The following is a 21,560-nucleotide window of genomic DNA, read 5'->3' as shown; positions in this document are numbered from 1 at the left end:
TCTGCTGCGTCCTGTGCTTCGGGGTTCCCATGCTGGTCATGCGGACGCCTTCACGACGCTCCAGCCGCCGTCCACGACCAGACTCGTGCCGGTGATGTAGGACGCCTCGTCGGCGGCGAGGAAGGCGATGGCCGCGGCCACCTCCTCGGGCGTGCCGAACCGCCGGGCGGCGGTCTCGGCGACGCTGCGCTCCCGCTCGTCCTCGGGCACCCTGTCCCAGGCCCCGGTCAGGATCGGGCCCGGCACGACGGCGTTGACGCGCACCTCGGGCCCGTACTCGACGGCGAGCTGGCCGCACAGGGAGAGCAGGGCGCCCTTGGAGGCGGCGTAGGCGGGGTGGCCGGGGATGCCGCGGTGCGCGTGGACGGACGAGGTCAGCACCACCGCGCCCTGCCGCTCCCGGAGGTCTGGCAGGAGAGCCCGGACCCCGAGGAAGCTGCCGGTCAGGTTCACGTCGAGCTGCCGCTGCCAGGACGGCAGGGTCATCTCGTGGGCGGGCGTGACGTCGACCGTGAAGGCGTTGCTGACCAGCACGCCCACCGGCCCGAAGGCGCGCGCGGCGGCGGCTACCCGCGCCCAGTCCGTCTCGGCGGCGACGTCCGCGGCCACGAACCTTGCCCGCCCGCCGTCCTTGCCGATCCGCTCCGCCACCGCCTCACCCCGCTCCTCGGCGACGTCGGCGAGCACGACGGCGGCTCCCTCCTCGGCGAGGCGTACGGCGGTCGCGGCTCCGATTCCGGAGGCCGCTCCGGTGACCACGGCCGTGCGGCCGGTGAAACGCGTGCCGTGCCGTCGTGCGGGCTGGTCCATCGTGGAATCCGACTCCTTCGCGGGAAAGGGCTTGCTCGAAAACATAAGGGGCTCACTCACGTGTCACCACGACGAGGTGCGCGTATCGGCACGGCCAGGTTCACGCATCAGCACGACCAGGTCGGCGTCGTGCTCGGCGCTCCAGGCGAACGGGAGCCCGTAGTGCAGCAGATGGGCCCCTCCGTACGTCGTCCCGGTCGCCGTGTCGCGGTAGCGGGCCGCCGGGTCGAGCCCGCGCAGCCGCAGCCGGTCGGGGCGGCCGGGCAGCAGCGGGGCGCCGTCCAGGCGGCCGGTGCTCAGCGCGGCGACGACCGTCCGATCGCCGGCGTCGTACTGGACTCCGCAGGTGCGGTCCTCGGGGCTGCCGAGCAGCCGGGCCTCTCCCTGGTGGATCACGTCGCGCACCTCCTTGTAGCGGGCGATCCACGTCGCCGCCTCGGTGCGCTGCTCCGGCGTCCAGGCGCGGAGGTCGGCGCCGATGCCCAGGACCCCGCACATGGCGTTGACGAAGCGGAAGGCGAGACTGCGCGGGCGCGGGTCGAGGACGCCGGGGGCGTCGGTGACCCAGGAGCTCATGACGTGCGGGGCGTGCGCGTGCAGGAAGCCGTACTGGGTGGCGAGCCGGTCGAGCGGGGCGGTGTTGTCGCTGGGCCACACGACGTCGGTGCGGGCGATCGTCGCGTGCTCGATGCGTCCTCCGCCGCCCGCGCAGCCCTCGACGGTGACGCCGGGGTGGGCGGTGCGCAGGTGGTCGAGGACGCGCAGGTATCCGGCGACGTGCCCGGCGTCGAGGTCGAGGCGGTCGGCGGGCCCGGCGCCCGGCCGGCCGCGCTCGGTCGGCGGGCGGTTCATGTCCCACTTCAGGTAGCTGATGTCGTGGGTGCCGAGGAGCCGGTCGAGCGTGCCGATCACGAAGTCCTGGACGTCGCCGCGGCCGAGGTCGAGCAGGAGCTGGTTGCGGACCAGACGGGCGGGGCGGCCCTCGATCCGGTAGGCCCAGTCGGGGTGCTCGGCGTACAGGCGGCTGTCCGGGCTGACCGCCTCGGGCTCGACCCACAGGCCGAAGTCCAGGCCCAGCGCCCGTACGTCCGCCACGAACCGGCCGAAGCCGTCCGGGAACGCCGCCGGGTCGGGGTACCAGTCGCCCAGTCCCCCGGCGTCGTCGCGGCGCCCGGTGAACCAGCCGTCGTCCACGACGAACAGTTCGGCGCCGATGTCGGCTGCCACCTTGGCCAGTTCGAGCTGTCCGGCCGCTTCGACGTCGAAGCCGGTCGCCTCCCAGGAGTTGTAGAGGACCTTGTGGGGCCGGCGCAGCCGGTCTCCGCTGAGCCGGCGCTCGTAGCGGTGCCAGACGCGGGAGAGGCCGTCGAGCCCCTCCGGGCTGAAGGCGCAGGCCAGGCGGGGCGTCACGAGGGTCTCGCCGGGGGCCAGCAGTACGGCGCCCTCATGCGGGACGCGCCCGGCGCGCAAGCGCACGCTGCCGCCCGGCTCGGCCTCCGCCGTCATGTGCCAGTTGCCGGGCCACTCCAGGGCGATGCCGTACGCGGCGTCCGCGTGCCCCTCCTGCACGGCGAGCCAGGGCGCGTACGCGTGTCCGGGCGCGCCCTGGTGGCTGCCGATCGTGAACGTGCCCCGGGGCAGGTCGAGTTGGGTGCGCCGGAATTCCTGCGACCACTGCCCGCAGAGGTACGTCAGCCGGGCCGCACCGGTCACCGGGACGGACACCGCTGCCGAGTCGAACCGCTCCAGCCGCAGTTCCTCGCCGCGGGCGGTGTGTTCCGTCCAGCGCAGGATCACGTCCGTGCCCGGCACGGTCGCGTAGCACAGGACCGTACGCAGGCCGAGCAGGTCGTCGGCGAAGGCGAGCCGCAAAGTGCCTTCGCCCTCCTCCGCGCCGTCGAACTCCCACCACACGCCCCGCTCCTCGCCCGGGCGGGCCGCCACGAGGTCGGCGCCGGTGAACGGCCGCAGCCCGTACGCGAGATACTCGGCGGGGGCCGCGTCGGCGGGCGTGATGAAGTGCGTGCGGTGCGACCAGTCCAGGGCGGAGGGGCCGTCCTCGACGCCGAGCGGGCCCCAGGCGTCGAGCTCGGCCCACGGGCCGTCCGGGGACAGGCGCACGGTGTAGCTGGTGTTCTCCATGCGCAAGGTCCAGCGCTGGTGCGTCACTTGACCGCTCCCAGGTTGAGGCCGGCCACGAAGTGCCGCTGGAAGCGCAGGAAGACGGCGACCGTGGGTGCGGCGGCGATGACCGAGCCGGCGGCGATCACGTTCCACATCGACACGTACTGCCCCTGGAGTCCGATGAGGGCGGCGGTGATCGGCATCTTGGTGTCGCTGCGCAGGACGGTGATCGCCCAGAGCAGGTCGTTGAAGATCCAGGTGAAGGACAGGGCGCTCAGCGCCGCCAGGGCCGGACGGGTCAGCGGGAGGATGATCCGCCAGAAGATCTGCCAGGGTCCGGCGCCGTCGACGACCGCGGCCTGCTGGATCTCCGGCGGGATCGACCGCATGAAGCCGTGCAGGACGAAGACGTAGAAGCCGACGCCGAAGCCGATCTGCACGCCGATCAGCGCGGGCAGGGTGTCGTAGACGCCCATCATCTCGCTGAGCTTGGACACCGGGATGAGCAGGATCTGCGGGGGGAGCAGGTTGCCGCCGAGCATGAGCAGCAACAGGGCGCGGCGGAAGGGGAGTTCGTAGCGGCTGAGGGCGAACGCGGCCATCGCGGCGAGGGCGAGCGTGATCAGGACGCAGGGCACGGTCACGATCAGGCTGTTGATCAGGGCGCGTTGCTGGCCGCCGTCGGACCACGCCTGGCCGAAGTTGGAGAGCGTGAAGGAGCGTGGCCAACTGCCCAGGCCATGGGCGGCGATGTCGTCGAAGGAGCGCAGGCTGGTGACCAGGACCAGGGCGATGGGCAGCAGCCACAGGGCGGACAGGGCGCCCGCGCCGAGGTGGAATCCGGCGGTCGCGGCCCGCTTGCGGCGCACCGCCGTGGAGTTGGCGGACATCAGTCGGCCTCCCTGAACGCGCGGACGAGGTAGGAGGCGATGACGCCGAAGGCCAGCACGAAGATGACGACGGCGAGGGCGGAGCCGTAGCCAAGTCGCAGGGACTGGAAGGCGGTCGAGTACATGTAGGTGCTCAGCAGCTCGGACGAGTGGTAGGGGCCGCCGCGGGTCAGGGACCACACGACGTCGAAGGAGCGCAGCGAGTCGATGATGATGACGGACACGACGACCGCGTTGACGCTGCGCAGTTGAGGCAGGGTGACGTGGCGGAAGCGTTGCCAGGCGCTCGCGCCGTCGACCTTGGCGGCCTCGTACAGCGCCGGGTCGATGCCCTTGAGGCCGGCCAGGTACAGGACCATGACGTAGCCGATCTGCCGCCACAGCGCGGGCACGATCACCGCGTACAGGGCGGTGTCCTGGTCGGCGAGCCAGGGGTGCTGGAGGCCGCCGAGGCCGACCGAGTCCAGGAGGCGGTTGAGGACGCCGTCGGGCTGGTAGATCGCCTGCCAGACCAGGGCGGTGGCGACCAGCGAGAAGACGACGGGCAGGAACAGCGCGGCCCGGTAGAAGCCGACGCCCCGCCGCTCCTGCTGGAGCAGCAGGGCGGCGGCGAGGCCCAGCACCGCGGACAGGCCGCCGAAGACGACCAGCCACAGCACGGTGTGGCCGGCCGCGCTGCGGAAGACGTCGTCGTGGGCCATCTCCCGGAAGTTGTCCAGGCCGACGAACTGGGGCGCCGAGACGCCGTCCCACTTGGTGAGGGCCAGGTAGAAGCCCTGCAGGGCGGGCCAGAAGACCCACACGGACTCGGCGAGCAGCGGGACCAGGACGAAGGCGAGGACGAGGGGTGGGGTGCGCCGGGAGCCCCGGGCCCGCTTGCCGCCTGCGGGCGTGCGGGCCGGGGACTTCCGTTCGGGTGCGGTCAGGACGGCCATCTCAGGCGTTCCAGATCTTCGTGGCGTCGCGCTGCCAGTCGGTCAGGATGGAGCCGATCGACTTGGGCTTGGCCAGGAACTTGGTCAGCGCGGTGTCCGCGGTGGGCTGGAGCGCGTCGCTGGAGTCGCGGTTGAAGAACTGGGTGATCTCGGCGGCCGAGTCGACGTGCTCGCGTCCCTTCTTCACCAGCGCGGTCCCGGCGTCCTTGGCGTCGGGGTTGCAGGGCAGGACGGTTCCGGAGGAGCCCTTGATGTAGGTCTCCTGGGCCTCCGCGGTGGCGAGGTAGCGCATCAGGTCGTAGACCTGCTCGCGGCGGCCGGTGCGGGCGCTGGCGAAGTAGCCGTCGACGGGGGCCTCTTCGGCGAGCGGGATCTTCGCGTCGATGATCGGGAAGCGGAAGAAGTCGATGTCGTCCAGGGCGCTCTTGGGCGCGGCATCGGCGAAGAAGGTGCCGATGAGCATCATGCCGGTGCGGCCGTTGAGCAGCGCGGTCGTGGCGTCCTGGAAGGGGATGGCGACGCCGTTCGGGTCGAAGTACGGATGCACCTCCTGCCAGCGGTCGAAGACCTTGCGGACCTCGGGGTCGTCGAACCGGTGCTTCCCAGCGAGGAGTTCGCGGTGGTACTGGGCGCCGTTGATCCGTATGTCGAGGTAGTCGAACCAGGCCGACGCCACCCAGGGGGTGTTGCCGCCGGCGCCGAGCCCGATCGGCGCGATGCCCTTGCTCTTGAGCTTGTCGCACAGGCCGAGGAAGTCGTCCCAGCTCTTGGGGAGTTCGCGCACGCCCCACTTGGCGAAGTGGGACTTGCGGTAGAACATGCCCCACCAGTAGTAGGTGGCGGGCACGAAGACCTTCTTGCCCGAGCTGGAGGTGCACAGGCGGTTCTGCGCCTTGGAGTAGCGCTTGAGGTCGGGCGAGGAGTTCCACACCTCGTCGAGGTCGAGCAGCAGGTTCTTCTTGGCGTACGCGTCCGCCACCGAGCCGGGGTACCAGGTGAGGACGTCCGGTGGATTGGCCGAGGTGAGGTACGTCGGCAGCTGGGTGCGGAAGGTCTCGGCGGCGACCGTGTTGAGACTCGCCCTGCCCGAGCCCTTCTTGGCGTAGGCCGCCACGATGTCCTCCATCGCGGTCTTGGCCTGCGGGGCGGAGAGGTTGGACTGGAGGGTCACATCGCCCTTGGAGGACGTCTTGCCCGAGGAGGTCGAGGTGACGCAGCCGCTGAGCAGTGCCGCCGTCCCGGCGGCTCCGAGGCCGGCGAGGACCCGGCGGCGGCTGGGCTGAAGGTTGTCCATGATTGATTCCTAATTTATGCGAAATGGATCCGGTGCAGGTAGCCGTCGACGCCGCGGAAGACCGCGTCCACGGCTCCGTCCGGTCCGGCGACCGCGCCGAGCGAGCCGTCGAACGCCGCGCTCGGGAACTCCTGCCGCTTGCTCCACCCCTGCCAGGCACCGTCGGCGTACCGCTGCTGCCAGAGCGTGTAGTCGGCGGCCCGCGCGTACAGCACCACCGAGTCACCGGCGGCGACCAGCGTCGGGCTGCCGCTGACGGTCCCGCCCAGGGAACTCCACGCCGACCACTGCCCCGACGCGTCCCGCGTCCGGGTCCAGATGTCGTCCGCCGCCGTGCGTACGGCGACATTGACGCGGCCCTGGCTGTCGACGACGGCGGAGGGGCGGCCGTAGGTCTGCCTGTCCCCCGGCAGTCCGAGGGAGGACCAGTCGGTGGCCGGCCCGCGCTGCACCACCGCGCCGTCGGCGCCGCGCGCGAAGAGCGTCCAGTGCGTCGGGTCGGTGAAGGCCACCGACGGCGCGTCGGTCAACTGCCCGCCCAGGGACTGCCATCGACCCCAGCGTCCGTCGGCGTACACCCGCCGGTAGGCGCGGTCGTCGGTGCCGCGGACGAAGACGTCGACGCGGCCTCCGGCGGAGGCGTAGGCGGCGGGCTGGCCGAGGATCTCGCCGTGGGTCGGGCCGCCGAGATCCCGCTGCCGGTCGCCGGTCCGGGCGGCGAGCGCGCCGTCCGGCCCCCGGAAGAAGGTGGTCAGTTCCGAGCCGTCGCGCACCACGGCCGGGCTCGCCGAGCTCTTCGCGCCCAGGTTCGCGCCCGGCACGGCGTCCGCGCCGGTCAGCTTCAGGAACGCGGTGCCGTGCGCCGGGACCTCGACGGTGTACGAGCCGGTGTGCGCGCCGCGGTCGGCGCGTGCCCGCAGGTCGCGGACCCGCACCTGGCCGCCGAGTCCGGCGTCGGCGAACCGCACGGTCCGCTCGGCGGGCTGTTCGGAACGGTTGAGCAGGACGACCGCCCGCCGGCCGTGTCCCTGAAGGACCTTGCTGTAGACGTCGCCGACCGAGTCGGTCGCCACCCGTACGCCCTGGACGGCCAGCGGGTCCTGGTCGACCGCGATGATCTCCGGGTTGCGCAGTGTGCCGAGCATCGCGGCGGACAGGGTGCGCGGGTCGGAGCCGAGCATCAGCGGCGAGCCCATCTCGGCCCACATCACGAACTGGCTGGTGGACTCCTCCTGCGTCAGCTCGTACGTCCCGTCGGTCATCTTCCGCATGGGGATGAGGTAGTCGGGGTCGTTGTAGTGGCCGGGGCCCTGCGCCTCGGGGTGCCAGGCGTTGGCGTCCATGTTGCGCAGGATGTTGGGCCACTGGCCGGGGCTCGCGGTGCCCCAGGCGATGTCGGTGCCGGTGCGCCAGGAGTCGGCGGTCGTCGGGCCGTAGACGTAGGTGTTGTGGGCGTCCTGCTCGGGGGTGTGCGGCAGGCCCCAGTCGTCGGTGAGCGGGTTGCACAGGTTCAGCAGCATCTTGCGGCCGGACCCCGCGACCGCGTCGCTGAACTCCTTGAACGCGGGCCCCGGATCGAGCTTCGCGCCGATCCCGCACAGGAAGTCGACCTTGATCGCGTCGACCTTCCAGTCCGCGAACTGCCGCGCGTCCTGGTCGTAGTAGCCGCGGCTGCCGAGTCCGCAGCTCTTGCCGCCGTCGTAGGCACCCGCGTCGGTGTAGATACCGGCCCGCAGCCCTCGCTTGTGCAAGTAGGAGACCAGCGCCGGGATGCCGGAGGGGAAGCGCTCCGGGTTGGCCGTCAACCGCCCTTGTGCGTCACGGGGGTTGTCGGCCTGCCAGCCGCCGTCGAGCCAGACGATGTCGTAGCCGGCGTCGCGCAGCCCGCTGCCGACCAGCTTGTCGGCGACGGCGCGCACCTCCTTCTCGGTGGGCGCGCCGAGACCGTAGTAGGTGTTCCAGCCCATGTAGGGCTTGGGTGCGAGACCGCTGTCGTAGTACGCGGGAGCGCCCTGGTCCACGGCGCTCTGCGCGGTGGCCGCGGGGGCGGCGGTCACGGTGAGAACGGTCGCGATGGCGGCGGTCGCCGCCAGTCCTTGCAGGGGTGAAGTCGTCACGGCGAAGACTGTGGCCCGTGGCCGGAACCCTGTCAATATTAATTCCTAATTTATTCAAACAAGGCGATGGAGCCTGCCGCGAACCTTGACACCACCCGGACCCGGGTGCACTGTTTGGCAACGTTGTCAGAGGTCAATGTCCCTGATCGGAGCCGCAGTTCATGTCGGACCAGTCCTTCAGACCGTCGCGTCGCACCCTGCTCTCCACCGGGTCCACGCTCCTCGCGGGTTTCGGCCTCGGCACGGCCTTCCCCGCCGACGCTCTCGCGTCCAGTTCCGGACAGCCCACGCAGCCCGGCGAACTCGCCGCCTACCGCCCCGTCGCGGCGTCCTCCACGGACTACGCGCCCACACCGGCCGGGTTCTCGGTCGACGGCGTCCCCGCGGCGGGCGTGCGCGGCACCGGCTGGCGGGCCGCGGCCGGCGACCCGCAGTGGATCTCCGTCGACCTCCAGGCACTGTGCGAGGTCACGTCGGTCCGCCTCACTTTCGAGGCGACCTCGGACGACCCGCCCTACGTCGACGCCTCCGGCGGCAACCCGCGCATCGACACCACGGGGCAGGAGATCCTCTCCAGTTGCGCGGTGGACTTCGTCGTCGAGACGTCGCGGGACCACAGGACATGGACCGAGGTCCACCGGACCGACTCGGGCAAGGGCGGGGAGGTGGAGATCGGACTGGCGAGGCCGGTCACCGCACGCTGGGTCCGGATGACCGTGCACAAGCGGTCCAACGCCAACCCGCTGGGCCTCAACGGCTTCCAGGTGTACGGCACTTGCCGGACCGACCGCCCGCACGTCACCGGCTGGACCGACTGGGGCACCCACCACCGCACTCCCCCGGTCCTGACGGTCGCCGCGGACGGCACCGTGCCGCTGGAGTCCGGCTGGGACCTGACCATGGACGACTGGGCCGGCGGTGACGGCGCCGCGCTGTCGAAGCCGTCGGCGGACACCAGCCGCTGGCTGCCCGCCACCGTGCCCGGCACGGTGCTGACCTCGCTGGTGGACCAGGGCAAGCTGCCCGACCCGGTGGCCGGCCTGAACAACCTCCATGTACCGGAGGCGCTTTCGCGGCACTCCTGGTGGTACCGGCGTGCCTTCGCCCTCCCCAAGGGGCTGCGTACGGGCGCCGGACGGCATGTCTGGCTCGAGTTCGACGGCGTCAACCACAAGGCCGAGGTGTGGCTGAACGGAAGCCGGGTGGGCGATGTGACCTTCCCGTTCGCCCGTGCCGCGTTCGACGTGACGGGCCTGATCGGCGACGGCGACAGCAGCAGTATGGGCGAACAGTCTCTGGCCGTGCGGATATCTCCCATGCCCTTCCCGGGCAGCCCGGGCGACAAGGGCCCGGCGGGCCTGTCGTGGGTCGACGCCGGGGCGAACATGATGAACCGCAACTCGCCCACCTACCTTGCCTCTTCGGGCTGGGACTGGATGCCGGCCGTGCGTGACCGCGCGGCCGGCATCTGGAACCACGTCCGGCTGCGCTCCACGGGAGCCGCGGTCATCGGCGACCCACGGGTGGACACCCGGCTGCCCGACCTGCCCGGTACCGGCACCGCCGAGCTGACGATCGTCGTCCCGGTGCGCAACGCGGACGCCGACGACCGGAGCGTCACCGTCGCCGCCTCCTTCGACGGCATCCGCCTGACCCGGACGGTCACGATCCCCGGCGGCAAGACGGCGGACGTCACCTTCACACCCGCCGAATACTCGCAACTGCGCCTGAAGAAGCCCGCGTTGTGGTGGCCCAACGGGTACGGCGACCCGGCCCTGCACGACCTCACCCTCACCGCCACGGTCGGCGGCACGCAGAGCGACCGGCGCACCACCCGCTTCGGGATACGCCAGTTCGGCTACGAGTGGGAGGTGCCGCTCACCTTCCAGTCCGGCAGCGACGCGTACGCGCAGACCGTGACCTTCGCCCGCCGGACGGCACGGCACGTCCGCATCATGTGCCGTACGCGGGCGACGAGTTGGGGCTCGTCCATGTGGGCCCTTTCGGTGGCCGACGGCTCCGCGCCCGACACCGATCTCGCCCTGCACAAGGATGCCACCGCGTCCTCCGTGGACGACCCGGGCAACAAGGCCGCCAACGCCACCGACGGTGACGACGGCACCCGCTGGTCCTCATCGTTCGAGGACGACCAGTGGATCCAGGTCGACCTGGGCTCGTCCGTCGCCTTCGACCGCGTGGTCATCACCTGGGAGCAGGCCTACGCCCGCACCTTCACGGTCCAGGTCTCCGACGACGGCGACAACTGGACGGACGCGGCGGACGTCGACAACACGGCGGTCCCGCTGCCGTTCCGCTCCAGCGGGTCCGCGGCCCTGCAGACCGTGGACTTCACCGCGCGGACGGCCCGGCACCTGCGGGTCTTCTGCCATCAGCGGGCGACGAGCTGGGGCTCGTCGATATGGAGCCTGTCGGTCCTGGACAGCGCCGCGCCCGGCAAGGACCTGGCCCTGCACCAGCAGGCCACGGCGTCGACGGCCGACGAGTACGACCACAAGGCGGGCAACGCCACCGACGGCGATCCGAACTCCCGCTGGTCCTCCGCCTTCGAGGACGACCAGTGGATCCAGGTCGACCTCGGCTCCTCGGTGAGGTTCGACCGCGTGGCGATCCTGTGGGAGACCGCGTACCCGAAGACGTACACGATCCAGGTCTCCGACGACGGCGAGACATGGACGGACGTGAAGTCGGTCGACAACAACACCGTCCCGCTGAAGATCAGCGTCAACGGGGTGCGGGTCTTCTGCCGCGGCGGCAACTGGGGCTGGGACGAGCTGCTGCGCCGCATGCCGGCCGCGCGCACGGACACCGCGGTGCGGATGCACCGGGACATGAACTTCACGATGATCCGCAACTGGGTGGGCAGCTCCAACCGCGAGGAGTTCTACGCCAGTTGCGACGAGCACGGGCTGCTGGTGTGGAACGACTTCCCCAACGCCTGGGGCATGGACCCGCCCGACCACAAGACCTTCCTCGACCTGGCCGAGGACACGGTGCGCCGCTACCGCATCCACCCGAGCGTCGTCGTGTGGTGCGGCGCCAACGAGGGCAACCCGCCCGGGCCGGTCGACGACGGCATGCGGGCGGCGGTGCGCGGACAGGCGCCGGACGTGCTGTACCAGAACAACTCGGCGGGCGGGATCGTCTCCGGCGGAGGCCCGTACGGCTGGGTGGAGCCGGAGCGCTACAACTCCCCCGGCACCTACGGCAGCGGCAGCTTCGGCTTCCACACCGAGATCGGCATGCCCGTCGTGCCGACCGCGGAGTCGATGCGCAACCTGGTCGGCGACGAGCCCGAGTGGCCGGTCGGCGGCGCCTGGTACTACCACGACTGGAGCACCAAGGGGAACCAGGCCCCGCAGAACTACCGCGCGGCCATCGAGACCCGGCTCGGCACGGCCAAGGACCTCGACGACTTCTGCCGCAAGGCGCAGTTCGTCAACTACGAGAACCACCGCGCCATGTTCGAGGCCTGGAACGCCCACCTGTGGGACGACGCGAGCGGGCTGATGCTGTGGATGTCCCACCCGGCCTGGTACAGCACGGTGTGGCAGACGTACGACTACGACTTCGACGTCAACGGCGCCTACTACGGCGCCCGCAAGGCCGGTGAGCCCGTGCACGTGCAACTGGGCGCCGGGGACGGCGAGGTGATCGCGGTCAACCACACACCCGGCACGCTCAGGGGCGCCACGGTCTCCGCCCGCCGCTACGACCTGGCCGGCCGCGCACTCGGCGCCGAGCAGCGCAAGTCCGTTGACCTCGCGCCCTCCTCGACCGCGGACGCGTTCACCCTGGACGGAGGGGACGGTCTGCCGCCGCTCCACCTGCTGCGGCTGCGGCTGACGGACGCACACGGCGGACTGCTCTCCGAGAACACCTACTGGCGGTACCGCAAGCCGGAGGACATGCAGGCGCTGAGCGCCCTGGCACCGTCCCGGGTGTCCGTCGACACCACCGGGACGCGCAGCTCGGGCACCCGCCGGGAACTCTCGGCGCGGCTGCGCAACCGCGGCTCCTCGGTGGCGGCGATGGTCCGCGTCTCACTCGTGGACGCCAAGGGCCGGCGGGTGCTGCCCGCCCTGTACAGCGACAACTACCTGTGGCTGCTGCCGGGCGAGTCCCGCGCCATCACGGCGTCGTGGCCCGCCGAGGCGGCGACGACGGCGACGTTGCGGGTGGAGGCGTACAACGCCCGCTAGCGCGGGTCGACGTGCGCGCTCAGCGCTGTACTGCGAGGTCGGGGCAGTGACGCCGCATCGCGTCCAGGACCGCCTCGGGCGGCACAGTCAAGGTGTTCGTTGCCATGCTGGCCGGACCGAAGCCGAGTCGTGCGTTCATGGACGCGGTGCTGCGGACGAGCTTGGGCGCTCGAGCCAGATAGGCGTCCGGATCGTGCAGCACCAGCTCGATGAACCGCTGCGAGGTGTTGCGCACCCGCTGCTCGCGTAGGCGCACGGCGGCGATCTCGCTCCAGCCGAACCGGCCCAGCGCCCCCGCCACAGGGGAACGCCGTTTCTGATCACGGGCTCAGACGATAGGACCAGGGCCCTCGGCGGCGGAAGCCGTTTCGCCGACCGTCCGGTGTCGTGGCCGTCCCAGTGAGCCGGTGCAACCCTCTCGCAACCTTGCCCGTGCTCCCCTGGTGGCATGGCTGAGCAGACCCCGCAGTACGAGGAGATCCCGCGCGTCGAACTCACGCCCGCGGCCGCCGATCTGGTGCGGCACCTGCGTGCCACCCATGGCCCGCTGATGTTCCACCAGTCCGGCGGCTGCTGCGACGGCAGCGCGCCCATGTGCTACCCGGAGGGCGAGTTCCGCACCGGAGGCTCGGACGTGCTGCTCGCCGAACTGCAGGTCGAGGGCGTGGTGGAGCCGGTGACGTTCTGGATGTCGCGCAGCCAGTACGAGGTCTGGAGCCACACCCGGCTGATCGTGGACGTCGTGGCGGGCCGCGGCAGCGGCTTCTCCCTGGAAGCACCCGAGGGGGTGCGTTTTCTCACCCGTTCTCGCGTCGTCGACGCGTAGCCATCCCGCGGCCCGCCCCGATCTGCTGCACTTCCCCTGAGACACCAGACAGTTGACGATTCCTCAGGGGGAATTGTGACGCATCGTCAAGGACGGTCCGCAGCAGTCAGATCGGACAGAGCGGAAGTCAGCTCGGACAGGACGGCGGCGTTCAGGTCGGACAGAACGGCTCGGACGCCGGTGAGATCCGCACTGGCGTTTCTCACGGCACTCGGCGCGCTGGCCGGTGCGGCCCTGGTGGGGGCGGCACCGGCCGGCGCCGTGCAGAGCTCCACCGCGATCGCGCCGGGGGTCACCTACCGGCAGTACGACATCCAGGGTGCCAAGGGCCTGACCCACGCCCATGTGGTCACCGTGGACCTGCGCAACCGTCACGTACACCTGGGCCTGCTCTATCCGGGAGCGGTGGCGGCCAGGGCACCCGTCTCCCGACTGGCCGACGCCCAGGGAGCCGTCGCGGGCGTCAACGGCGACTTCTTCAACATCACCGAGACCCAGCACCCGGGCGTCGAGGCGACCGGCTCGACCGACGGCCCGGCGATCGCGCACGGGCACGTGCTCAAGGCGGCGGTGCCCGACGGGCAGCGCTTCGGGCCCGCGCTGCCGCCCGGCACCAGCACCCGGGACGTGCTCGGCGTGGGCGCCGACCGCAGGGCCCGGCTGGACGGCATGACCCTGACCGGAGCGATCCGCACGCCGGCGGGACGGCTGCCGCTCGGCGGGCTCAACCAGTTCGCGCTGCCGGAGGGTTCGATCGGCGCCTTCACCTCCGACTGGGGCAGTGTCTCCCGCGTGCGCGCCACCTGCGGCACGGACTCCGACCGGGCCGCCCCCTGCAGCACCGACACCTACGAGGTGACGGTCCGGGGCAACCGGGTCGTCGCCACGTCGGACGCCCCGGGCGCGGGCGCCATCGCCAAGGGCACCACGGTCCTGGTCGGCCGGGAGGCGGGCGCGCAGAGACTGCGGAAGTTGTCCAAGGGCGAGCGGGTGAAGGTCACGCACGGGCTGGTCGCCACCCACTCCCGCGTCCCGTACAGCTTCGCGCTCGGCGGCTACCCGGTCCTCAAGGACGGAAAGCCCCTGGCCGGGCTCGACGATGCGACCGCGGCCGTACGCACGGCCGTCGGAATCGCGGACGGCGGTAAGCGTGTGTTCCTGTTCGCGCTGGACGGGGCGCCCGAGTACCGCAAGGGCCTGACGATCGCCGAAGTGGCCGCCGCCATGCGGTCGCTGGGTTCGGCCGACGCCTTCAGCCTGGACGGCGGCGGGTCGACGACCCTGGTCGCCCGCGCGCCGGGGGCCTCCGCAGTGACCGTACGCAACCATCCGTCCGTCGACGCGGAGCGCCCGGTGCCCAACGGCGTCGGGGTGTTCAGCGGGTCGTGACCATCACGGCCGCAGGCTGCTGACGATCTCCGCGGTCGCGGTGACACCGCTGTGAATGGTGGGCGCGATGCTCGTGCTGGCGAGATAGAAGCCGAGCAGCGCGCACACCAGCGCGTGGGAGAACTTCAGCCCTCCACTGCGCACGAAGACCACCGCCAGGATCAGCAGCAGCACCACCACAGAGATGGAAATCGCCATCGTCGGCCTCCTCCGCCACGCCGCCATGTCCGGTTCACGGCGTTCGGCCGTAAGTGTGGCGTAGCGGAGGGTGCGTCCGGGCGGCTGGCCTGTCCTCCGAACGTGTGGTGTCTACGCCGCCTTGTGGGCGTCCAGGAACGCTTCGAGACCGGCCAGGTCGTCGGTGTTGAAGTAGTCGACGCCGGCCGCGAGGAGCTCGGTCCACAGGGCGTCCCTTGCCGGGCCCGCCAGGTCGGGCGTGTTCCAGAAGCGCACCTTCTGACCGCGCTCGTGCGCCTGGCCGATGATGTCGCGCAGCTTCTGCCGCTCGGCGTCCGGGAACGGCCCCTCGCCGAGCCAGGTGAAGTTGAGCTGCCAGTTGTCGCTGATCAGCGGGACGAAGGAGGCGGGCGCCGCGGTCCCGAGGTCGGTGAGCCGGCCGTCGTAGAAGGCCCGCCGTACGGTCTGGGCCTCCATCGGCGTACGGGCGGCGCGGTCGCCGGAGATCACGTTGGTGACCGCTCCGCGGTGCACCCGGCCGTGGGCGTACGTCGTGAACAGGTGCCGGTAGCGCCGGAGATGGCGGTCGAGTTCGAGGTACGTCGACGAGCCCTCGGTCTTGATGTCGATGAGCAGCTGGAGGGGACCCCGGTAACCGCGGTACACGGAGCCGTGGTTGGCCTTGACGATCCTGGCCAGCGGGTCGAGGTAGAGGGACTCCAGGGTGCGGGTGGGGTCCAGGTCGTCCGGGGTGTGGCCGATGAGGAGCTGGTCGCGGACGAGGAAGATGTCGGCCTCGACGCTGCCGAAGCGGTGGTCGAGGGCGTCGAAGAGGGGGCGGGGGTGCTCGTAGTCGTTGTGGGCGTGGGCGCGCCACAGCGGGCGCGGCCGGTGCTTGTTCCCCTCGGCGAACGCGCTGCCGGCGGGCGGCGCGAGCACGGCGGCGAGTGCGGCGCCGAGCGTGCCGAGGGCTCTGCGACGGGTGGTGAGGGCCATGTTCTGCCTCCCTGTGGGGCGGGTCGGAACCACAGGGAGTATGGGACGGATGTGTCCCCAATGAACCTGTACATGCCAGGAGTTGGCCGGACTGCCGCCCCTTGTTCACTCCTTCCGCGCAGGCGCACGGTGAAGCCCGCCCCAGGTGGGGCGGGCTTCACCGGGTGAGGCTCAGGGGGCTTGCAGACCGACGAGTTCGGCCACGGCGGACCGGTGGGCGCCGGCCGTGCCGTAGGCGATCGAGTCGGCCTTGGCCCGCTTGAGGTAGAGATGGATCGGGTGCTCCCACGTCATGCCGATACCGGCGTGCAGCTGGAGCGCCTCCTCGGCGGCGTGCACCGCGACCGGCGCCGCGTAGGACTGCGCGACGGCGACGGCCACATCGACGTCCTTGCCGGTGGCGAGCGCGTCGGCCGCGTTGCGGGCGGCCGCGCGGAGGTTGACGGTCTCCAGCCACAGCTGGGCGAGCCGGTGCTTGAGCGCCTGGAAGCCGCCGACGGGCCGGTTGAACTGCTTGCGCTCCTTCAGGTAGCGCACGGTCTCCGTCAACGCCCAGTCGGCGAGGCCGAGTTGCTCGGAGGTGAGCAGACCGGCGCCGGCCAGCAGGGCACGGCGGACGGCGGGTTCGGCGGCACCGAGCCTGCGCGCCCGCGCCCCGTTCAGGGTGACGGTCGCGAGCGGCCGGGTGAGGTCGAGGGACGCCTGCGGGGTGACGGCGGCGTCGGACGCGTCCACCGCGTACAGCCCGCCGTCCTCGGCGGGCACGAGCAGGACGTCCGCGGCCGCCGCGTCGGCGATGCCCCGCAACTCCCCGTGCAGGGCGCCGTTCTCCAGGCGTACGGAATGGAAGGCGGTGCCGGGGGCCCGGTGCAGCCCGACCGCGAGCACACCCACGGTCCGCCCGGAGGCCAGCCGCCCCAGCAGCTCCTCGTCCCCGCACTCCAGCAGGGCCTCGGTGGCGACGACGGCGCTGGAGAGGTACGGCACGGGAGCGACCGCGCGGCCCAACTCCTCCAGGACCACGGCGGCTTCGCGGTGCGTGGCGCCCTGGCCGCCCTGCGCCTCGGGCACCAGCAGGCCCGCCAGGCCCATGCCGTCGGTGAGCGCCTTCCAGGCCGCCAGGTCGTGCGGGGCGTCGGACTCGGTGCGCGCGATGACACCGGGCGCGTCGCAGTGGTCGGCGAGCAGGTCCCGCACTGCGGCCCGCAGCGCCTCTTCCTCCTCGGAGTAGAGAAGATCGGTCATCGGGCCAGGTCCTTCCAGGCGACGTCCTTGTCGGTGCGCGGCTCGGACGGCAGGCCCAGAACGCGCTCGGCGACGATGTTCAGCAGGATCTCGCTGGTCCCGCCCTCGATGCTGTTGCCCTTGGCACGCAGATAGCGGTAGCCGGCCTCGCGGCCGGTGAAGTCCACGAGTTCGGGGCGGCGTAGGGTCCAGTCGTCGTACAACAGGCCCTCCTCGCCGAGGAGTTCGACCTCCAGGCCGCTGATCTCCTGGTTGAGGCGGGCGAAGGCGAGCTTCATGCCGGCGCCCTCCGGGCCGGGCTGCCCGGCGACGAGCTGCTGGCGCAGGCGTTCGCCGGTGAGCCGGGCGACCTCGGCCTCGACCCACAGCGTCAGCAGCCGCTGGTGCAGGTCGTGGGTGCGCAGTTCCGGGCGTTCGCGCCAGGTCTTGGCGACCGGCCCGATCATGCCCCCCTCGCGGGGCAGCCGCATGCCGCCGATGGCGACGCGCTCGTTGTTGAGCGTGGTCTGCGCGACCCGCCAGCCGTCGCCGATCCCGCCGAGGCGGCGGGAGTCGGGGATGCGCACGTCGGTCAGGAAGACCTCGTTGAACTCGGCCTCGCCGGTGATCTGCCGCAGCGGGCGGACCTCGACACCGGGGTCGGTCATGTCGCAGATGAAGTACGTGATGCCCGCGTGCTTGGGCACGTTCGGGTCGGTGCGGGCGATGAGGATGGCCCAGCGGGCGTTGTGCGCGCCGGACGTCCACACCTTCTGCCCGTTGACGATCCAGTCGTCGCCCTCACGGACGGCCCGGGTGCCGAGCGCCGCGAGGTCGGAACCGGCGCCCGGCTCGCTGAAGAGCTGGCACCAGACCTCCTCGCCGATCCAAAGCGGCCGCAGATAGCGCTGCTTCTGCTCCTCCGTGCCGTACTTGAGGATGGTCGGGGCGGCCATGCCGAGCCCGATGCCGTTGCGCCGCGGGTCGTTGTCGGGGGCCCCGGCGGCCTCCAACTCGGCGTCCACGACGGCCTGGAGGGAGCGGGGAGTATCGAGTCCGCCGAGGCCCTCGGGGTAGTGCACCCAGGAGAGCCCGGCGTCGAAGCGCGCCTTGAGGAAGTCCAGGCGGTCGGTGCCGGCCGGCGGGTGCGCGGCCAGCAACTCGGCCGTACGGCGCTTGAGTTCGGCGGCGTCGGTCATGCTGCGGCTCCGTTCGCGAGGGACGGTACGACGGCCACCCGGCCGGTGGTCACCCCGTCGCCGACGCGCTGCACCGCGGCGGCGGCACCGTCCAGCGGTACGCGCTCGCTGACCAGCGGCTTGATCGCGCCGCGGGCGGACAGTTCGGTGAGCTGCTCGTGGCAGTGCAGGATCAGCTTCGGGTTCTTGGTGCCGTACAGGCCCCAGTGCAGGCCGAGGATGGAGTAGTTCTTCACCAGGGCGTGGTTGAGTCCCGGGCTGGGGATCGTGCCGCTCGCGAAGCCGACGACCACGATCCGGCCCTCGAAGGCGACGACCTTGGTGGACTGGGTGTAGGCCTCGCCGCCCACGGGGTCGTAGATCACGTCCGCGCCCCGGCCGCCGGTCGTCTCCTTCACGGCGGCGATGACGTCCTCGCTCTTGCGGTCGATCACCACGTCGCAGCCCAGCTCGCGGGCGACCGCGGCCTTGTCCGCCCCGCCGACGACGCCGATGACCGTGGCCCCGGCCGCCTTGCCGAGCTGCACGGCCGCGCTGCCGACCCCTCCCGCGGCAGCGTGGACGAGCAGCGTCTCACCGGCTTCCAGGTGGGCGCGGCGGTGCAGGCCGAACCAGCCCGTCTGGTAGCCGATGTGCAGCGCGGCGGCCTCGGCGTCGTCCAGCGAGTCCGGCGCGGGCAGCAGGGCGGCGGCGTCCGCGACGGCGTACTCGGCGAAACCGCCGTACGGCAGCGCGGGATTGGCGAGCACGCGGCGGCCGTCCTCGGTCTCGCCGCAGATCTCCACGCCCGGCGTGAACGGCAGCGGCGGGCGCACCTGATAGTGGCCCCGGCACATCAGCACGTCCGGGAAGTTGATGTTCGCGGCACGCACCTTCAGCAGGACCTGGCCGTCACCGGGCGTGGGCCGCTCCACCTCCTCGAGCCGCATCACCTCGCTCGGCTCGCCGTTCTCGTGCACTTGCCATGCCTGCATGCGGTGCCTCCACGGGACTGCTTCGTCAGACCGGAGTCATGACCGGGGTCCCTCGCATACTAAGCGGTCGCTTGCCGCGGAGGGAACAGCCGACGTCAGCCGTTTTCGCCACCCTTGCGCTTCGGCCGCGCCCGCACGTGCATGCGCTCACCCTGCGGCCCGAACAGGCTCAGGAACTCGACCGGACCCTCCCCCGTCGAGCCGAACCAGTGCGGCACCCGCGTGTCGAACTCGGCCGCCTCCCCCGCCGTGAGCACCACGTCGTGGTCGCCCAGCACCAGCCGCAGCTTCCCGGACAGCACGTACAGCCACTCGTAGCCCTCGTGCGTCCGCGGCTCCGGCTCCAGCCGCCGCTGCGGCTCCAGCACCTTGAACGCCTGGAGACCACCGGGCTGGCGGGTCAGCGGCCAGTGCGTGCGGCCGAAATGGACGATCGGCTCGGAGCGCACGCGCGGGTCGGCGGGCGACGTGGCCCCGACCAGTTCGTCGAGCGGCACCTGATGCGCCCGCGCGATCGGCAGCAGCAGCTCCAGGCTGGGCTTGCGCAGCCCGGACTCAAGGCGGGACAGCGTGCTGACCGAGATCCCGGTCGCCGCCGAGAGCCCGGCGAGTGTCGCACCCCGCTCCTTGCGGATCCGGCGCAGCCGGGGGCCGACCTCCGCCAGGACCTCTTCGGTGCCGTCCGTCGTCTCCGTGTCGTCCGTCATGCCCTTCATTGCAGTTTCGGCAAACACATTTGTCAATGTGGCAGCGGTCGCGCGACGGTCGGGGCCAGGAGGTGGTCACCCATGACGGACAAGACCGAGAAGTACGAAGTGATCGTCGTCGGAGGCGGGGCGGCGGGGCTCTCCGCCGCCCTGGTCCTGGGCCGGGCCCGGCGCCGTACCATGGTCGTCGACGCGGGTGAACCGCGCAACGCGCCCGCCGCCCATATGCAGGGCTTCCTGTCCCGGGACGGCATGGCGCCCGCGGAGTTCCTGGCCGTCGGCCGCGAGGAGATCGCACGCTACGGCGTCGACCTGGTCCGGGACCGGGCGGTGGACGCCACACGGGACGGGGACGGCGGGGACTTCGCCGTGACACTGGCGGGCGGCCGCACCGTCCACGCCCGCGCGCTCGTCATCGCCACCGGCCTCAAGGACGAGCTCCCGGACGTTCCCGGAGTCGCCGAGCGCTTCGGCCGGGACGTGCTGCACTGCCCGTACTGCCACGGCTGGGAGGTGCGCGACCAGCCCTTCGGCGTGCTGGCCACCACTGCGATGAGCGTGCACCAGGCGCTGATGGTGTCCCAGTGGTCCAAGGACGTGACGTTCTTCCTGCACAAGGTCACCGAGCGGGAGCTGTCGGACGACGACCTGCGCAGGCTCGCCGCCGCCGGGGTCGAGGTCGTGCCGGGCGAGGTGGCCGGCCTCACCGTCGAGAACGACCGGCTGACCGGGGTGCGCCTGGCTGGGGGCACCCCCTCTGGGGGAGGCGCCACCCACGAGCGGTCGGTGCTGTTCGTCGCGCCGCGCGCCGTCCCGCAGAACGACCTGCTGGTGCGGCTGGGCGCCGAGCTGTACGAGACGCCGTTCGGCGCGTACCCGGTGATCGACGAGCGCGGCCTGACGAGCGTGCCCGGCCTGTGGGCCGCGGGCAACGCGTCCGGCTTCGCCGAGCAGGTCGTCAACGCGGCGAGCCGCGGCTACCGCGCGGGCGCCACCATCAACGGGGAGCTGCTGATGGCCGACCTCGACGCGGCGCTCCAGGACGGCGACTCCCATCGGCTCAAAGGGTCATGAAGGGTGAGTGGTCGGTGAGCAGGAGCTTGCGCAGTGACCTGCGGATGCGCGACAGGACTCCACGACGCGGCGACTCGGGTACAGGCATGACTCCCCCGGAGCGGTAAGGTACGCAGAGGCGCGTACCTTTAGTAAGGTACGCGTGAGCGCGTACCTTGTCGAGGGGTGAAGTAGGGGTGAAGCGATGACGGCGGGCGAGTTGGCGCATCCACGTGCCGAAGAGCTGGAGGTCGGGCCCATCCTTTTGGCGCTGGCCGACGCGAACCGGCGTCGCGTCGTGGCCGAGCTGGCCGAACGGCCGGACGAAGAGCGGCTGTGCGCCTCCTTCGATCTGCCGGTGGGCAAGTCCGGCCGCACCCGCCACTGGCGAGTGCTCCGCGAGGCGGGCCTGGTGTATCAGCGCGACGCCGGGAACGGCTTGTACATGCGCCTGCGCAAAGAGGACCTGGACCGCCGGTTCCCGGGCCTGATCCAGGCCGTGGTCGGTGCAGGCTAGGCGCGGGCCTGTGCCGCGGTGCGGCTCCTCCCCCACTCTCGGCTTCGCTCGAGCGGGGGACCCCCATCGCGGGCGCGACCGGCCGCGACGGGCCCGCGGACGACACAC

18 protein-coding genes are annotated in these 21,560 nt (G+C 71.7%); 5 read left to right on the top strand and 13 right to left on the bottom strand.

Annotated elements, in window-relative coordinates; genetic code table 11:
- Positions 1-36 precede the first annotated feature (36 nt).
- The 6 genes from ACIBN2_RS01230 to ACIBN2_RS01205 form a co-directional block, all read right to left on the bottom strand.
- Positions 37-810 carry an SDR family NAD(P)-dependent oxidoreductase gene (locus ACIBN2_RS01230; protein WP_399131993.1) on the bottom strand — a complete coding sequence of 258 codons (774 nt, stop codon included), beginning with the start codon at positions 808-810 and terminating at the stop codon, positions 37-39.
- A 63-nt stretch (positions 811-873) separates the two neighbouring features.
- Positions 874-2,952, bottom strand: coding sequence for an alpha-galactosidase (locus ACIBN2_RS01225; RefSeq protein ID WP_399132858.1), 2,079 nt, complete (start codon positions 2,950-2,952; stop codon positions 874-876).
- 23 nt (positions 2,953-2,975) lie between these two features.
- On the bottom strand, positions 2,976-3,824 hold the full coding sequence (locus ACIBN2_RS01220; protein ID WP_399131992.1) for a carbohydrate ABC transporter permease: 849 nt from the start codon (positions 3,822-3,824) through the stop codon (positions 2,976-2,978).
- Positions 3,824-4,759, bottom strand: a complete 936-nt coding sequence (locus tag ACIBN2_RS01215) for a carbohydrate ABC transporter permease (protein WP_399131991.1) — start codon at positions 4,757-4,759, stop codon at positions 3,824-3,826. The genes ACIBN2_RS01220 and ACIBN2_RS01215 overlap by 1 nt, the downstream gene beginning before the upstream one ends.
- 1 nt (position 4,760) lies before the next feature.
- Positions 4,761-6,053, bottom strand: a complete 1,293-nt coding sequence (locus ACIBN2_RS01210; protein WP_399131990.1) for an ABC transporter substrate-binding protein — start codon at positions 6,051-6,053, stop codon at positions 4,761-4,763.
- Between the two features lie 14 nt (positions 6,054-6,067).
- Positions 6,068-8,170 (bottom strand): glycoside hydrolase family 27 protein, encoded by a 2,103-nt coding sequence (locus tag ACIBN2_RS01205; RefSeq protein WP_399131988.1) that lies wholly within the window; start codon positions 8,168-8,170, stop codon positions 6,068-6,070.
- Positions 8,171-8,331: 161 nt separating this feature from the next.
- Between ACIBN2_RS01205 and ACIBN2_RS01200 the strand changes: the two genes are divergently transcribed.
- Entirely contained in the window at positions 8,332-12,390 is a 4,059-nt protein-coding gene (locus ACIBN2_RS01200) for a discoidin domain-containing protein (protein ID WP_399131986.1), read from the top strand.
- A gap of 19 nt (positions 12,391-12,409) precedes the next feature.
- Here the strand turns inward: ACIBN2_RS01200 and ACIBN2_RS01195 are convergent, their stop codons facing one another.
- On the bottom strand, positions 12,410-12,691 hold the full coding sequence (locus ACIBN2_RS01195) for a hypothetical protein (protein WP_399131985.1): 282 nt from the start codon (positions 12,689-12,691) through the stop codon (positions 12,410-12,412).
- A gap of 147 nt (positions 12,692-12,838) precedes the next feature.
- On the opposite strand from ACIBN2_RS01195, the gene ACIBN2_RS01190 reads away from it, so the two are divergent.
- A complete protein-coding gene (locus tag ACIBN2_RS01190) occupies positions 12,839-13,216 on the top strand; it encodes a DUF779 domain-containing protein (protein WP_399131984.1) in 378 nt (125 codons plus the stop codon).
- 180 nt (positions 13,217-13,396) lie between these two features.
- On the top strand, positions 13,397-14,605 hold the full coding sequence (locus tag ACIBN2_RS01185; RefSeq protein WP_399131982.1) for a phosphodiester glycosidase family protein: 1,209 nt from the start codon (positions 13,397-13,399) through the stop codon (positions 14,603-14,605).
- 3 nt (positions 14,606-14,608) lie between these two features.
- On the opposite strand, the gene ACIBN2_RS01180 is transcribed toward ACIBN2_RS01185, so the two are convergent.
- The 6 genes from ACIBN2_RS01180 to ACIBN2_RS01155 form a co-directional block, all read right to left on the bottom strand.
- Positions 14,609-14,803, bottom strand: a complete 195-nt coding sequence (locus ACIBN2_RS01180; protein WP_399131981.1) for a hypothetical protein — start codon at positions 14,801-14,803, stop codon at positions 14,609-14,611.
- A 111-nt stretch (positions 14,804-14,914) separates the two neighbouring features.
- A complete protein-coding gene (locus tag ACIBN2_RS01175; protein WP_399131979.1) occupies positions 14,915-15,778 on the bottom strand; it encodes a phosphatidylinositol-specific phospholipase C/glycerophosphodiester phosphodiesterase family protein in 864 nt (287 codons plus the stop codon).
- Positions 15,779-15,949: 171 nt separating this feature from the next.
- A complete protein-coding gene (locus ACIBN2_RS01170; protein ID WP_399131978.1) occupies positions 15,950-17,023 on the bottom strand; it encodes an acyl-CoA dehydrogenase family protein in 1,074 nt (357 codons plus the stop codon).
- Positions 17,020-18,201 (bottom strand): acyl-CoA dehydrogenase family protein, encoded by a 1,182-nt coding sequence (locus ACIBN2_RS01165; RefSeq protein ID WP_399131977.1) that lies wholly within the window; start codon positions 18,199-18,201, stop codon positions 17,020-17,022. The genes ACIBN2_RS01170 and ACIBN2_RS01165 overlap by 4 nt, the downstream gene beginning before the upstream one ends.
- On the bottom strand, positions 18,198-19,175 hold the full coding sequence (locus ACIBN2_RS01160; protein WP_399131976.1) for an NADPH:quinone oxidoreductase family protein: 978 nt from the start codon (positions 19,173-19,175) through the stop codon (positions 18,198-18,200). Before ACIBN2_RS01160 ends, ACIBN2_RS01165 begins: the two co-directional genes overlap by 4 nt.
- 95 nt (positions 19,176-19,270) lie before the next feature.
- Entirely contained in the window at positions 19,271-19,882 is a 612-nt protein-coding gene (locus ACIBN2_RS01155; RefSeq protein WP_399131975.1) for a helix-turn-helix domain-containing protein, read from the bottom strand.
- A gap of 81 nt (positions 19,883-19,963) precedes the next feature.
- Between ACIBN2_RS01155 and ACIBN2_RS01150 the strand changes: the two genes are divergently transcribed.
- Entirely contained in the window at positions 19,964-20,956 is a 993-nt protein-coding gene (locus ACIBN2_RS01150) for an NAD(P)/FAD-dependent oxidoreductase (RefSeq protein WP_399131973.1), read from the top strand.
- Positions 20,957-21,140: 184 nt separating this feature from the next.
- A complete protein-coding gene (locus tag ACIBN2_RS01145; RefSeq protein WP_399131972.1) occupies positions 21,141-21,452 on the top strand; it encodes an ArsR/SmtB family transcription factor in 312 nt (103 codons plus the stop codon).
- Positions 21,453-21,560: the final 108 nt, after the last annotated feature.

It is taken from the genome of Streptomyces sp. NPDC050534, assembly GCF_044457745.1.
Taxonomy (GTDB): Bacteria; Actinomycetota; Actinomycetes; order Streptomycetales; family Streptomycetaceae; genus Streptomyces.
Note: the sequence above shows the minus strand (reverse complement) of the source record. Positions and strands in the feature narration are given on the sequence as shown.

Excerpts from the sequence above, each read along its gene's own strand:
- ACIBN2_RS01230 (WP_399131993.1), bottom strand. The coding sequence starts at position 810 with ATGGACCAGCCCGCACGACGGCACGGCACGCGTTTCACCGGCCGCACG.
- ACIBN2_RS01225 (WP_399132858.1), bottom strand. The coding sequence starts at position 2,952 with ATGGAGAACACCAGCTACACCGTGCGCCTGTCCCCGGACGGCCCGTGG.
- ACIBN2_RS01220 (WP_399131992.1), bottom strand. The coding sequence starts at position 3,824 with ATGTCCGCCAACTCCACGGCGGTGCGCCGCAAGCGGGCCGCGACCGCC.
- ACIBN2_RS01215 (WP_399131991.1), bottom strand. The coding sequence starts at position 4,759 with ATGGCCGTCCTGACCGCACCCGAACGGAAGTCCCCGGCCCGCACGCCC.
- ACIBN2_RS01210 (WP_399131990.1), bottom strand. The coding sequence starts at position 6,053 with ATGGACAACCTTCAGCCCAGCCGCCGCCGGGTCCTCGCCGGCCTCGGA.
- ACIBN2_RS01200 (WP_399131986.1), top strand. The coding sequence starts at position 8,332 with ATGTCGGACCAGTCCTTCAGACCGTCGCGTCGCACCCTGCTCTCCACC.
- ACIBN2_RS01190 (WP_399131984.1), top strand. The coding sequence starts at position 12,839 with ATGGCTGAGCAGACCCCGCAGTACGAGGAGATCCCGCGCGTCGAACTC.
- ACIBN2_RS01180 (WP_399131981.1), bottom strand. The coding sequence starts at position 14,803 with ATGGCGATTTCCATCTCTGTGGTGGTGCTGCTGCTGATCCTGGCGGTG.
- ACIBN2_RS01175 (WP_399131979.1), bottom strand. The coding sequence starts at position 15,778 with ATGGCCCTCACCACCCGTCGCAGAGCCCTCGGCACGCTCGGCGCCGCA.
- ACIBN2_RS01170 (WP_399131978.1), bottom strand. The coding sequence starts at position 17,023 with ATGACCGATCTTCTCTACTCCGAGGAGGAAGAGGCGCTGCGGGCCGCA.
- ACIBN2_RS01165 (WP_399131977.1), bottom strand. The coding sequence starts at position 18,201 with ATGACCGACGCCGCCGAACTCAAGCGCCGTACGGCCGAGTTGCTGGCC.
- ACIBN2_RS01160 (WP_399131976.1), bottom strand. The coding sequence starts at position 19,175 with ATGCAGGCATGGCAAGTGCACGAGAACGGCGAGCCGAGCGAGGTGATG.
- ACIBN2_RS01155 (WP_399131975.1), bottom strand. The coding sequence starts at position 19,882 with ATGACGGACGACACGGAGACGACGGACGGCACCGAAGAGGTCCTGGCG.
- ACIBN2_RS01150 (WP_399131973.1), top strand. The coding sequence starts at position 19,964 with ATGACGGACAAGACCGAGAAGTACGAAGTGATCGTCGTCGGAGGCGGG.
- ACIBN2_RS01145 (WP_399131972.1), top strand. The coding sequence starts at position 21,141 with ATGACGGCGGGCGAGTTGGCGCATCCACGTGCCGAAGAGCTGGAGGTC.